The 13,337-nt window shown below is 65.2% G+C and carries 12 protein-coding genes; 4 read left to right on the top strand and 8 right to left on the bottom strand.

Annotated features, from left to right (window positions below; all coding sequences use genetic code 11):
* Positions 1-121 precede the first annotated feature (121 nt).
* From MJ606_RS15930 to MJ606_RS15920, 3 genes are all read right to left on the bottom strand, one after another.
* A complete protein-coding gene (locus tag MJ606_RS15930) occupies positions 122-2,458 on the bottom strand; it encodes a S9 family peptidase (protein ID WP_243050528.1) in 2,337 nt (778 codons plus the stop codon).
* Positions 2,459-2,565: 107 nt separating this feature from the next.
* Positions 2,566-2,898, bottom strand: coding sequence for a multidrug/spermidine efflux SMR transporter subunit MdtI (gene mdtI / locus MJ606_RS15925; RefSeq protein WP_243050527.1), 333 nt, complete (start codon positions 2,896-2,898; stop codon positions 2,566-2,568).
* On the bottom strand, positions 2,888-3,241 hold the full coding sequence (locus tag MJ606_RS15920; protein WP_243050526.1) for an SMR family transporter: 354 nt from the start codon (positions 3,239-3,241) through the stop codon (positions 2,888-2,890). Before MJ606_RS15920 ends, mdtI begins: the two co-directional genes overlap by 11 nt.
* Before the next feature lie 51 nt (positions 3,242-3,292).
* Between MJ606_RS15920 and MJ606_RS15915 the strand changes: the two genes are divergently transcribed.
* Positions 3,293-3,700, top strand: a complete 408-nt coding sequence (locus tag MJ606_RS15915; protein ID WP_243050525.1) for an acyl-CoA thioesterase — start codon at positions 3,293-3,295, stop codon at positions 3,698-3,700.
* 175 nt (positions 3,701-3,875) lie between these two features.
* Here MJ606_RS15915 and MJ606_RS15910 read toward each other — a convergent pair whose 3' ends face one another.
* The 3 genes from MJ606_RS15910 to MJ606_RS15900 form a co-directional block, all read right to left on the bottom strand.
* A complete protein-coding gene (locus MJ606_RS15910; RefSeq protein WP_243050524.1) occupies positions 3,876-4,244 on the bottom strand; it encodes a hypothetical protein in 369 nt (122 codons plus the stop codon).
* Positions 4,245-4,341: 97 nt separating this feature from the next.
* Positions 4,342-5,469, bottom strand: a complete 1,128-nt coding sequence (locus MJ606_RS15905; protein WP_243050523.1) for an FAD-dependent monooxygenase — start codon at positions 5,467-5,469, stop codon at positions 4,342-4,344.
* Positions 5,470-5,569: 100 nt separating this feature from the next.
* Positions 5,570-6,469, bottom strand: coding sequence for a LysR family transcriptional regulator (locus MJ606_RS15900; RefSeq protein WP_243050522.1), 900 nt, complete (start codon positions 6,467-6,469; stop codon positions 5,570-5,572).
* 107 nt (positions 6,470-6,576) lie between these two features.
* Here MJ606_RS15900 and MJ606_RS15895 point away from each other — a divergent pair, with 107 nt between their 5' ends.
* The 3 genes from MJ606_RS15895 to MJ606_RS15885 all read left to right on the top strand — a co-directional run bounded on the left by MJ606_RS15895 (position 6,577) and on the right by MJ606_RS15885 (position 8,928).
* Entirely contained in the window at positions 6,577-7,569 is a 993-nt protein-coding gene (locus tag MJ606_RS15895; RefSeq protein WP_243050521.1) for an aldo/keto reductase, read from the top strand.
* A gap of 315 nt (positions 7,570-7,884) precedes the next feature.
* Positions 7,885-8,421, top strand: a complete 537-nt coding sequence (locus MJ606_RS15890; RefSeq protein WP_243050520.1) for a DUF2059 domain-containing protein — start codon at positions 7,885-7,887, stop codon at positions 8,419-8,421.
* Between the two features lie 87 nt (positions 8,422-8,508).
* A complete protein-coding gene (locus tag MJ606_RS15885) occupies positions 8,509-8,928 on the top strand; it encodes a cupin domain-containing protein (protein ID WP_243050519.1) in 420 nt (139 codons plus the stop codon).
* 18 nt (positions 8,929-8,946) lie between these two features.
* Here the strand turns inward: MJ606_RS15885 and MJ606_RS15880 are convergent, their stop codons facing one another.
* Together MJ606_RS15880 and MJ606_RS15875 are read right to left on the bottom strand one after the other, a co-directional pair.
* Positions 8,947-11,133 (bottom strand): penicillin acylase family protein, encoded by a 2,187-nt coding sequence (locus MJ606_RS15880; RefSeq protein ID WP_243050518.1) that lies wholly within the window; start codon positions 11,131-11,133, stop codon positions 8,947-8,949.
* 89 nt (positions 11,134-11,222) lie between these two features.
* Positions 11,223-13,190, bottom strand: a complete 1,968-nt coding sequence (locus MJ606_RS15875) for a M1 family metallopeptidase (protein WP_243050517.1) — start codon at positions 13,188-13,190, stop codon at positions 11,223-11,225.
* Between the last annotated feature and the right edge of the window lie 147 nt (positions 13,191-13,337).

Here is a 13,337-nt window from a genome sequence, read left to right as displayed (position 1 = left end):
GTTGGGGTGAGGGGCCAATCTTGCGGGGCCGCTCGTTCGAAGCAGGCTCTGTTGAGGCCTTACCGCAAGCACCCACCCCTCACCTCGGTCCTCTCCCCGGAGGAGAGAGGACGAAGCGCGTTCAATCCTTCGGCGGCTTCATCGCGTATTCCTTCGGCGGCGTGTCGCCGGCGAGGTTGCGCACGAAGTAGTCCCAGCGCTTGCGCATCATGTAGTTGGCGGCGCTGGCGTAACCATGGTGGGCATTGGGGATCATCAGCAGGTCGAAGTCCTTGTTGGCCTTGATCAGCGCATCGACCACCAGCAGCGTCTCGTACGGCGGCACGTTGTCGTCCATGGTGCCGTGGGCCAGCAGCAGGTGGCCCTTGAGGCCGTCGGCGTGGCTCTGGTTGGCCTGGTCGTCGTAGTTGCTCTTGCCGTCCTTGCCGGTCACCAGCAGGCCTTGCCACTTCTCGGCCCAGTCGTCCTCGTAGTTGCGGTTGTCGTGGTTGCCGCTTTCGGCAATGCCAACCTTGAACAGGTCCGCATGGCGGAACATCGCCGTTACCGTGGCATTGCCGCCGCCGGAGTGGCCCCAGATGCCCACGCGATCCATATCGATCCACGGGTAGCGCCTGCCCAGCTCCTTCAGGCCGGCCACCTGATCGGGCAGGGTGTTGTCGCCGATGTTGCCGTAGTACGCATCGTGGAATGCCTTGGAGCGCCACGGCGTGCCCATGCCGTCGATGGCCACCACGATGAAGCCCAGCTCGGCCAGCGCCTGATGGTCGACGCGGGCGGGATTGAAGCTGCGCGAGCCCACCGAGCCGGTCTGCGGGCCCGGATAGACGTAGTCGATGATCGGGTACTTCCTGTTCGGATCGACATGCGTGGGCTTGAACATCAGGCCGTACAGATCAGTCTTGCCGTCGCGCGCCTTCACGGTGAACGGCTCCGGCGCCTTCCAGCCGGTGGCCAGCAGGCGCGAGATATCCGCCTTGGCGATGGTGCCCACCACGTGCCCGTCATCGGCGCTGCGCAGCACCGTCACCGGGGGCGTGGTCGGCGTGGAGTAGGCATCGGCAAACAGACGTCCATCCGGCGGCAGCGTGATGGTGTGGTCGGCCGGTTCCGGCGCCAGCAAGGTCGGCGTGCCGCCATCCAGGCTCACCTTGTAGAACTGCTGGTAGTAGGGGTTCACGCCCTTCTCGCGCCCCACGCCGCGAAACCACAGCGTGCGCGACTTGGCGTCGACCTTCAGCACTTCGGTGACATTGCCTTCGCCGGTGGTGACGGCGCGCTTGAGCTTGCCGCTGTCGAGGTCGTAGAGGTACAGGTTGCCCCAGTTGTTGCGCTCGCTGAACCACACGACTTCATGGCTCTCGGGCAGGTATTGCCAGTTGACCTTGCCGCTGCCGCTCTCGTAGTAGGTCGGCACGCTTTCGTCGAACACAGTGCGCACCTCGCCGGTGTGCACGTCGGCCACGCGGAACCAGGCCTGCTTGTGGTCGCGCGAGGAGGACACGAAGGCCAGCGAGCTGGCATCCGGCGCCCACTGCACATCGTCCCAGCCGCCATCGCGGCCGCAGCTGACGTCGTCGCACAGGGTGGAGCGATGCTGGTCGGGCGCCATCTTCAGGCGCAGCACCTGGTGGCTGCCTACGTCGACGATGACGCGCTCGATCATCGTCACATCCTGGTCGCCGGCCAGCGGGTACTTCCACTTCTCCACCTTGGGATGACCGACGTTGGTGCCGACGATCACCATGTCGCCGGTCTTGCGCTGGTCCTGCTGGAAGGTGGCGAGCTGCTTCGAATCGGGCGACCACACCAGGATGGCGTGATTGGAGTGCTTCCAGCCGGCGTTGTCGGTGGCGTAGCCGTAGTTCTCCACGCCATCGCGGGTGAGCTGGGTTTCCTTGCCGGTGGCGACGTCGCGCAGCCACAGGTTCCAGTCGCGCACGAAGGCTTCGCTGTGCTTGTCCGGCGAAAGCACGCCCGGCTCGTTGCCGATGCCCTCGGCGTTGTCGTCCTTGCCCACGCTGCAGACGTTGTTGCCGCTCTGCGTGCACAGGTAATGCTTGCCGTGCAGGTTGACGTCGAGGCGACCGTCGGCGGCCACGCTAAAGCTGGTGAGGCCAAGCTTGCCGGCCGTCAGCGGCTTGCCGAGCAGCTTGCCCAGCGCGACGGCGAGACGCGCCTGGTCGAACGCCGGCGCGGTCTTGCCGGTGGCGACATCGAAACGCAGGTAGTGGTCGCCGCTGGCGTCGTGGTCGCGATACCAGAAGTGATCGTTATCCAGCCAGGTCACGCCCTGCACCGCGTGGTCGACCAGCGGCGTGGTGTTGTAGCCCATGAAACGCTCGGCCCTGGCATAGTCGTCGTTGGTGAGGGTCTTGCCCTGGGCGGCGACGCCTGTCGAAAGTGCGCCCATCATCAGCGCGCCCAGCAGGCGCGCGTTGCGTATCGTCGAAACCATGCGTTCTCCCCGGATCAACTGCCCATAGCGGGCGCCGGCAGTGGGCGCCGCTGTCCAACCCTTCATCCTAATATCGCCGCAGGGACATCCACCCCTGCCATTGGTCCCTAGGCGAACTTCATCAGGCCCACGCCCAATGTGATCAGCGCCAGCCCCAGCCAGCCGGTGCGCCGCAGGCGTTCGCCGAACATGGTGATGCCCAGCGCCGCAGTCGCGATCAGGCCCACGCCACCCCATACACCATAGGCTACCGATAGCTGGATGCCCTCGATCGCGTAGCTCAACGCGGTGAACGCGGCCAGCGCGCAGGCGATGGCTGCCACGGCGGGGCGCTTGTAGGTGAAGCCATGCGAGCGCTTCATCAGCACGTTGGCGGCGATTTCCAGCACGATGGCGATGGCCAGGTAGAGCCCGTGGATGGGCGCGAAGTCAGGCAGCATGGTCGCCTCCCGCCGGTGCTTCCTCGGTACCGCGTTCGAGCAGCACGATGCCCGCGATGATCAGCGCGATGGCGGCCAGCTTGGCTGGCTTGAGGTCCTCGGCGAACAGCCAGGCGCTGCACAGCGTGATCAGCACCAGGCCCAGGCTTTCCCACGCCCCGTAGGCCACCGCCAGCGGAATACGCTTAACCGCCAGCGCCAGACTGGTATAGGAAAGCACCAGCATCACGTACATCACCGCCAGGCCAGTGGCGTGGGACGCGTGATGGGTGCCGTACTTCATCGCCAAAGTACCGATGACTTCGGTGACAATAGCGGCCGCCATGAACAGCCAGTAGCGCATGTTGATCTCCTTGCATCGTGCCTCCCACCATCGTAACCGCGTGCCACGACCATGAACCCATCCGCCGACACGTCCGCCACCCAGCCGCTGCCCGAAGCACGCCTGCTGGAAATGGTATTTCCCGACCACACCAACCACATGGGCACCTTGTTCGGAGGCCAGGCCTTGGCCTGGATGGACAAGGCCGCGTTTATCGTGGCCTCCCGCCATGCGCGCCGCACCGTGGTGACCGCGCGTTCCGAAGAGGTCAATTTCCGCGTGCCGGTGCGCAAGGGCCAGCTGGCCGAGCTGGTGGCGCGCATCGTGCGCGTGGGTCGCAGCTCGATGACGGTGGAAGTGGAAATGACTGCCGAAGATCCGCTCACCGGCGACCGCCGGATCTGCACCACCGGGCGTTTCGTGATGGTGGCGCTCGATTCCAATGGCGTGCCGGCCTCGATACCGGCATTGCCAGCCTGAGATGTTCTTCCCATGGGAGCGGCTGCCGCCGCTTCCACGGTGAGCCCCTTATTGCCACCGGCGCACCCTTGACCACCTGGACGATGGCAGCGCCGATGCCGCGCAAGGGCGTGGCGCGGATGGAATGAGGTTGATTGCCCTCTTCCTCCCGGAAGGGAGCGGGGCAAAAAGTGCGTCAGCGCAGATGCAGCCAGTGCAGATGCACGCCGTTGGCGCGGTCCTCTGCGCGAAAACCTTCACGGCCCTCGGCCACGATGCCCCACACGCTGCGCAGGCTTTCGCCCTGTGCCTCATCCACCCGCACCTGCTCCCCCAGCGGAATGGGGAAGCGTGTCTCCAGCATCATCACCTGATCGCGCTCCCACACCAGGATCGCCGGCCGCCCGGTCGAGGCGCCCCAGCCGAGGTGGACCTGCACGTTCTTGGGCACATAGGTGCCGCGATTATCGAGCTTCCAGTTCTCCGTGCGACGCAGCAGCGACTGCAGACGGGGATCGCTCCAGTCCACGCTATTTCCCTTGGAGTGAGGCTTGTTACCGGTCATGCAGATGGTGGTATTCCATAGGACGGATGAAGTGCTTTCCCGCTTATCGGCCCGATGCGGGCAGACTTAAGGGGCACGCAACGGCAATTTCATGCGCCTACGGACGGGTCTTCAACGGATGGTCAAGACCGCCGACGGTACGCAGCATCAGCTGCCGCGCGAACGCCAGATGGCCGGCCAGGGGCACGACCTCGTCGCGCATCCAGCGCAACCAGGGCGGACGTCCATGCACCAACTGGGTGATGGCGCCGATGCGTCGCACCACCGCCTTGTGCACCTGATGGCGCAATACCGCGTAGTCATGCAGCCGCGCCGGGTCGCCCGCCAGCGCGTCCGCCGCGCAATCGGCATAGACGTAGGCGTCCTCGATACCCAGGTTCATGCCGCGGGCGCCAAGGGGAGAGTGGATATGCGCGGCATCGCCACCCAGTGCGACGCGCCCCACGCCGGCCTGCGCGGCCACCCGGTGTCCGATATGAAACTGCGACTGCCAGGACACCACGCCCAGCGAGCCGATGCGGCGCAACGCGGCAAGTGGATCATTGCCGTTGCCGATCACGCGCCACTGATCGTCCTGCAGGCGCAACACGAACACGAAGCCATCCGGCTCGAACAGGATATGCGCCCGCCAGGGATCGAGCGACGTGTGCAACTGCAGATCCCACAGCGACCAGGGCTCCGCCAGGTTGCTGCCGGCGAAGTCGAGGCCCAGCGCTTCGCGAACGGCACTGTGTGCACCATCGGCGCCAAACAGCAACGCACTTTGCGCCTGCTCCTCGCGGCCATCCAGATGCTGCAGCGTGGCGGTCACCTGTGCATCGTCCTGGGTCAGCGTCTTGAGCGTGACGCCACGCTCCACGCTGACGCCCTGCGCCTGTAGCGCCTCGGCCAGCATGGCCTCGGTGCGCGCCTGCGGCAGCACCGTCATGGCATGGCGCACACCCAGCGTGGTCGGCAGGTCGAACTGCAGCACCACGCGATCGTGCTGGTGCAGGCTGGCCCCTTGCACGGCCCAGCCTGCGGCCACGATGCAATCGGATACGCCAGTGTCCTGCAACACCTCGAGCGTGCGGCTGTTGACCGCCAGCGCCTTGGAATACATCGATGGTTGCAGCGCCGTATCGATGATGCGCACGGACACGCCGCGACGTGCAAGCAACAGCGCCGCTGCCAAGCCGGTGGGGCCGGCGCCGGCGATCAAGACGGCAGGACGGGTCGACACCATGGTCATCCACTCCAAAGCTTGGAAGACCCACAGTCTGCCGTCGGTAGGCGTTGCCCCGGCGTCAACGCTGCGCATGGCCGTCTCCCGGTCCGGCAGCCCCCTAGGGCAGATCGCGCAACAACTCCGCCACCCAATCGATAAACACGCGCAGTCGCAGCGGCAATTGCCGTTGCGACTGGTACAGCACGGTCACCGGCAGCGCGGGCGGCGGCAGGTTCGGCAACAACTCCACCAGGCGACCGCTGGCCAGCTCGTCGACAATGCGATAGCGCGGAAACTGGGCGATGCCCAGGCCCGCTTCGCAGCAACTGAGATAGGCCTCGGTACCGCTCACCGTTACCTGGGCCGGTAACATCAGTTCGCGCATGCGGCGCCCCAGCATGAATTCCAGCGCCGTCGTGCGGCGCGTCGTGGGTGACGCCCAGTTCACCGCCATGTGGCCGTTTTGCAGGTCGGCCAAGCTCTGCGGTACGCCGTGCCGGCGCACATAGTCCGCACTGGCCACGGTGGCCTGCGACATGCTGGCGACGCGACGCCCGACCATGGTGGAGTCCGACAACTCGCCGGCACGCAGCACGCAGTCGACGCCTTCCTGCACCAGGTCGATAAAGCGGTCGCTGGTGCCGATGTCCAGTTCGATCTGCGGATACCGCGCGAAGAAACCCGGCAGCGCCGGAATCAACACATTGCGCGCCAGCGACGAAGCGAGATCGATGCGCAGCTTGCCCTTGGGCACCACGGCGGCCTCGCGGAAATCCGCCTCCACCGCATCGAGGTCGGCCAGCAGTCGCACGCAATGGTTGTAGTAGACCTCGCCATCCCGGGTGGGCCGCACGCGGCGCGTGGTCCGTTGCAGCAGGTGCGCGCCCACATGTTCCTCCAGCCGCTTGATGGTATGGGTCAGCGTGGCGCGCGGCAGGCTGAGGTCGTCGGCGGCGCGGGTGAAACTGCCCAGCTCGACGATGCGCGTGAACACCCGCATGGCGTGCAGACGGTCCATGGCAATTGTTGGCCAAATTGATAACGGATATGGCGATTATTGAGCATTTATCACCAGGTCGTCATGCCGGACAATGCACTACTACCTTCGCCACCCGGGACATCCCCATGCAAATGCGTCAGCTCGGCAAGAATGGCCCTTCCGTTTCCGCCCTCGGCCTTGGCTGCATGGGCATGAGCGACTTCTACGGCGCCCGTGACGATGCCGAATCCATCGCCACCATCCACCATGCGCTGGAACGCGGCGTCAACCTGCTCGACACGGCCGACATGTACGGCCCCCACATCAACGAGGAACTGGTCGGCAAGGCCCTTCGCGGCCGTCGCGAGCAGGCCTTCATCGCCACCAAGTTCGGCATCGTGCGCGACCCCAACGACCCGTCCAAGCGCGGCGTGAACGGCAGCCCCGAGTACGTGCGCGCCTCATGCGAGGGCAGCCTCAAGCGCCTTGGCGTCGATCATCTGGACCTGTACTACCAGCACCGGGTGGACACGAGCGTGCCAATCGAGGAAACCGTGGGCGCCATGGCCGAGCTGGTGAAGGCCGGCAAGGTGCGTTACCTGGGCCTGTCCGAAGCCTCCGGCGCCACCCTGGAGCGCGCCAGCAAGGTGCACCCCATCGCCGCGTTGCAGGTGGAGTTTTCCCTCTGGACGCGCGACCCGCAGGAAAACGGCATGCTCGATGCGTGCCGCCGCCTGGGCACCAGCCTGGTGGCGTACTCGCCGCTGGGCCGCGGGTTCCTCACCGGCGCCTTCACCAGCCCGGATGATTTCGACACCGATGACTATCGCCGCCAGTCACCGCGTTTCCAGGGCGAAAACTTCTACCGCAACCTGCAGCTGGTCGACCAGGTGAAGGCCATGGCGGCCGACAAGGGTTGCACGCCGGCGCAGCTGGCCCTGGCCTGGGTGCTGGCGCAGGGCCAGGACGTGGTGGCCATTCCCGGCACCAAGCGTCGCGACCGCCTGGACGAAAACCTCGCCGCGCTCGACATCCGCTTGAGCGCGGACGAGCTGAAGGCCATCGACGCGGTGTTCCCACCCGACGTCGCCGCGGGCACCCGCTACGCCGGCGCCATGATGCATATGGTCAATATCTAACCGGCCCGGATGGCGCCTCAGGTGACCCTGCGGCTGACAAACAGCACTCCGCCGACCTACCCAAATGTAGGAAGACGCCGACATCAAGCATGTGGAGCCTAAGGCAATCTAGCGGAGTCGGTCGTTCCCACGGATGTCCGACGCCCCCGGGCTGGTACCCCCCTTAATTCCGGCCCACTGGCCCCCGCAAGGGGGCCTTTTTATTTCCAGTACCGGCGCGCTTGAGATCGACATGGGCCATGCCTTAGTGTCCGGCGAACCCGCCTTCACCATCACCCTTGATGGCGGCCACCGCTCAACCAAAGGAATTGGAACATGCGCTCACGCTTGGCCGGCATCCTGCTCTTCACGTGTTTGATTAGCCCGGCGTTTGCCGCCGACACCCCTCCCAGCGATGCATCACTGCATGAACTCATGGAGGTGATGCACATGCATAGCACGCTCGACAGCACCCTGAAGCAGGTGGAGGGCATGATGCGGTCGTCGGTGGAGTCTGGCCTGGCAGGCAAATCGCTGGATGACGGGCAGCGCAAGATCGTCGAATCCGGTGAGGTCAAAATGCGCGACCTGATCGTGAGCGCGATGACATGGGACAAGATGGAACCGATGTACCTGGACATCTATCGCCGCTCGTTCTCCCAGAAGGAGATCGATGACACGCTGACCTTCTACAAATCCCCTTCGGGCCAGGCGGTAGTCGCCAAGCTACCGGTGGTCATGCAGGAGACCATGAAGTCCGTGCAGGCCGAGATGAACACACTGACCCCGGAAATCCAGCGGATCGCGCGCGAGACGACCAGCGAGCTGCAGGCCTACGACGCGAGCAAAACCAAGCCCGCCTCGTCTCCCTGAGCGGCCGGCAGGCCCGGCTTCGCGCCGGGGTCACGCCCGGCCGGGCACTATTCCTCCGCTGCCGCAAGGTGAGCGGAGGAAAGTGCCATGCCCTATCGACTTCGTGTGGTCCTGGTCGCGGCGGTCCTTGTCGTGATTGCCCCGGTCTTTGTGGCGCATGGGCAGGATGCGCCGCCAACCGCGCAACCCAAGCGGACCATCCTCGACCAGCACGACCAGAGCGGCGTGCCCGGCAAGCAAATCGTGATCGGCACCGCCGAACTACCGGCTGGCACGGCGATCGGCTGGCATACGCATCCGGGTGACGAATCGGGCTACGTGCTCTCCGGCCATTTGGTGCTCAAGACGCGCGGCCAGCCCGACCAGGTGCTCAAGGCGGGCGACCACTTTTTCAATCCGCGCGGCGCCGTGCACAGCCTGGCCGCCGCGCCGGGCAGCGACGGCGGAGTGGCCGTGTCGACCTGGGTGGTCGACAAGGGCAAGCCGTTGGCCGAAATGGTGAAGTAACCCCCCAGCAGTCAAGCATCAGCTATCCGGGTGATAGCTGCGCTCGATATGGCCCTGCAGGTCCTGCGGCCAGAAATACACCGCGCGCAGATGACCGGTGGTGTAGCGTTCGGCCTGGTCATGGAAGTGCGGGCTATCCGCATGACCGCTCTCGCCGCCGGCGCTGATGGCGCGGGCACTCACCTTGTCACCGAATTCCACCACGGCCACGAAGCTGTTGCCGCTGGTGCCGTAGTAGCGCTTGGTGCCGGGCCAGCAATGCGCGCCGAACGAGGCCAGCGAACCCCAGCGTGACGACGTGAACGGCACCGGGATGCTGGGCTTGCCGTCGTCGAACGGCTGCACGATGTCGCCATCGAGGCGCTGGTAGCGATTCACCTCGCCCCACGGCACGCCCCAGCTGCCGAAGTCTTGCTCCAGACGATCGGAGGCTTCGACCAGCGCATCCAGGCGCGCCTTGGAACCCGCCTTCTGCGCCATGATGTCGTACACCGAAAGACCTTCGGCGACATCGGACTTGTCGACCTTGTCCCACAGGATGTCACCCCAGAACACCGCCAACGTCGTGGGCATCGAGGCGATGCCCCAGCGGTAGTCCCAGCCGCGCAGCAGGGCGACCTGGCCCGCGAGTTTCTTCTTCAGCGGATCGTTGGCGGGCAAGGCGTCGTAGTCGGCGAGCAGGATCGGAATCTGCCGCGCGAACGCCGGCAGGTACGAGTCGAATGCCGCCGTGATCAGCGATGCCTTGGTGAAATCCTTCTTGTCGCTCAGCACCATCGTTGCGTGTATGCCGCGCGGGTTCTCGCCCACGCTGTCCATGTAGCGCGGATAGTCCTCGCGCCTGGGGCTGTACGCACCGGCAGCCGAATAGGGCCAGTCGTTGGTGTTCATGATCCAGCCGTTGGGCGGATTGAGCAGGTGCGGCGCCGCATCGAGCGGCAACAGGCCCTGCCAGTCAGTGGCTGGGTCGCTGCCGTCCACCGGCTTGGTGTAGTCGAAGCGATCGTCGCGCCTGGGAATGAATTGCGGATGCAGATACGCGATCTCGCCCTTGTCATCGGCGAAGAGGGTGTTGTTGGACGAATTGGCCTTCAGCTCCGCCACCTTCATGAAGCTGGCGAAGTCGCTGGCCTTGGTGCGCAGCCAGCTCTGCTCCAGCGCCTCCAGCGGCTTGTTCATCAGCGCCGTGGCGATCCACCGGCCGTCTTTCTCGCGCACCACCGGACCGTGATGAGTGGCGTAGACGGTGAAGCTGCGCTCGGCCATCGCTCCATCCTTGCCACGGTAAGGAATGCTGACTTGCCGCGTGCTCACCCGGCGCAACGCCTTGCCGTAGCGGTAGAACAAACCGCCGTCCTTGCGCTCGATGGTCTCGGCAAACTCGTCGACGACATCGGCAGTGGTCGAGGTATGCATCCAGCCGATGTGGTGATTGAAGCCCTGGTAGATGAAGAACTGGCCCCAGGTCACCGCGCCGTAGGCATCGAGACCGGCATCGCTGGTCATCTGCAGTTCGGAGCGGAAGAAGAACGACGTATGCGGATTGATCAGCAACAAGGCATGACCCGCCGCCGTGAGTTTCGGCGCGATGGCGATGCCGTTGGAACCGGTGGGCTCCGCCCAGCTCGACGGCGTGTCGACGAACGCCACCGGCTCGCCGGCTCGCCCGTAGAATGCCTGCAGATCCTTGAGCGAGACACGCTCGATATCGCCGCCGATGCTGCCCTCGCTGAAGCTCAGCGCCATCCACGGCTCGAAGTGCGTGATCACGCGCGGATGCACCTGCGGATGCGTGGCGAGGTAATTGTTGAGGCCATCGGCCCAGGCGTTCATCAGCGCTTGCAGCCAGCCGGGGCTGTTGGCATAGAGCCGCTTCAACTCGACCGTGTCGACAAACAGCCGCTGCCGCAGGTCGGACCATAGCGCCGACTCGCCTTCCGCCTGCGCCCGCCACCCCAACGCATTGAGATAGTTGGTCTCGACGCGATTGAAATCGTCCTCGGCCTGCGCATAGGCCATGCCGAACACCGCATCGGCATCGCTCCTGCCGTGCACATGGGCGATGCCCCAATCGTCACGAGTGATGGTGACGGCCTTGGCTTCGGCCTGCCAGCGCATCTCGTCGGAGGTGCCCGCCTGCGCGGCGGCAACGAAGCCCAGTGCGAGCAGGGCGGCGAGTGACAGCGTACGAGGGCGTGGGTGCATCTTGATCATCGCGTCGTTAGGTTTCGGGCAGGCATCCCCTGCAGGGCGAGGCCTTCTTGCTCCCCCTGCAAGCAAGGGGAGCAGCCAAATCACGGCATCTTGAAGCTGTTGTTGCCGCGATCCGCATCCGGCAGCTTGTGATCCGGATCGAGCGTGAGCCTGACGACGCGCTGGATGGTCGGCACCACCAGCTTGGGCGTCGCGCTCAGGCTCCAGCTTTCCACCGGTACGCGCAGATCCTGGTGGCTGCCGTCGGCAAAGTCGATGCGCAACGTCGCCGGCATCACCAGCTTCTGCTTGCTGATGAGCGTCACCGCCATGCCTTTGGCAGGGTCGTTGTCCACGTACGATGCCGCGCTTATGCCCATGTCCAGTTGCCAGTTGTTGAGGTACCAGCCGCGCCACCACCAGGAAAGGTCCTCGCCCGCTTCGCTGCTCATGAAGCGGAAGAAATCCGACGGCGTGGGATGGTGGTAGGCCCAGGTGGCAATGTACTTGCGGAAAGCCGGGTCGAAGCGCTCGGGACCGAGGATCTGCTCGCGCAGCAGCACCAGGCCCAACGCGCCCTTGAAGTAGCTCACCGAATGACGGTATGTCTCGGATACCGAATCAGCCGGCGCCATCAACGTGGGTGCCTGCGCATCGGCCAGCACCGGCAGGATTTCGTCCACCGGGTTGCCGCCCTTGGGCGCGTATTCGCTGTCGCGCTTGGGCGCGAACTCACCGTGGTTGAACGCATCGGAGGCGTACACGTCGATGAAGGTGTTGAAGCCTTCGTCCATGAACGCGTTGCGCCGCTCGTTGGAGCCCACCACCATCGGGAACCAGGTGTGGCCGATTTCATGCGCGCTGATCCAGAACAGCATCGGCCCCTGGTCGTCATAGCCATCGAACACGATGCCGGGATACTCCATGCCCGCGCCATAGCCGCCCAGGTTCACCGCCACCGGCCAGGGATACGGATACCACGTCGAGGAGAAGTGCTCGATCGCGCCCTTGACGTATTCGGTGGAGCGGTTCCACTTGTCCTTGCCCACGCCCTCGACCGGATACACCGACATGGCCAGCGCATGCTTGCCTTCCGGCAGGTTGATGCGCGCGGCGTCCCATACGAACGCGGGCGAGGCGGCGAACGCCACGTCGCGGGTGTGTTCCATGTGGAAGCGCCAGGTCTGCGTGCCGCTCTGCCGTGGGTGACTGGTCGGATCGTTCACTTCCTGCGGCGAGCGGATCGTCACCGTGGCGTCGCTCTGCGCAGCCTGCGCCAATCGCTTCTGCTGAGTAGCGGTGAGCACCTCGCCGGGATTGGTCAGCTCGCCCGAACCGGCCACGATGTAGTTCCACGGCACGGTGACGGCATAGTCGATGTCGCCGTACTCCAGATAGAACTCCTGGCCCAGGTACGGCAGCGTGTCCCAGCCGCGCAGGTCGTCGTACACGGCCATGCGCGGAAACCATTGTGCGATCTCGTAGATGTCGCCGTTCCTGGTCGGCGTCACCGCGGTGCGACCACCCCAGGTGCCGGGCACCGTGTAGTGATAGCGGATGCGCAGCTTCAGCTGCTTGCCGCCGCCAGCCAGCGCTTGCGGCAGGTCCACGCGCATGCGGGTGTCGTCGACAAGGAAATGCACGGGCTTGCCGTCCACTTCCACCGCGTCCAGCTGGTAGCCGTCGGTGAATTCCGTGCGCGCATGCCGCTCGGATAGCGCACCGCGCGAATCGTGGCGGTAGATGTTCTGGTCCAGCTGCACCCACAACACGTCGAGCGCGTCGGGGCTATGGTTGGTATAGGTGATGGTTTCGTCGCCTCGCAGCGTATGCGTGGCGGGGTCGATGTTGGCCTGGATGGCGTAGTCCACGCGGTTCTGCCAGAACTGCGGGCCGGGCTTGCCGGCACCATCGCGGAAGGCATTGGCGGCGTCGGGCAGCGAAAGCGGCGCAAACAGCGCCTGCGGATCGAAACCGGCCTCCGTGCCGTTGGCGAAAGCCGGCGCACACAAGGTGCCGGCCACTAGCAGGCCCGCTGCAACACGGCGGGCCACGACGTGGTTCTTCATCAATCGACTTCCTTCAGGTCCCCAGGATCTCAACAGACACTATAGGGAGTGCGCGGCCGGGACAAACCGGGCCAGTCGTCATGGTCGCGTCACGGGCCCGCGCAAGTTCGTTCGAAGCCGGCAAGGCGCGGGCGCTACAATGCCGGC

The organism is Dyella sp. RRB7 (assembly GCF_022761115.1).
Lineage (GTDB): Bacteria > Pseudomonadota > Gammaproteobacteria > Xanthomonadales > Rhodanobacteraceae > Dyella.
This window is presented reverse-complemented; position numbering and strand designations above follow the sequence as displayed.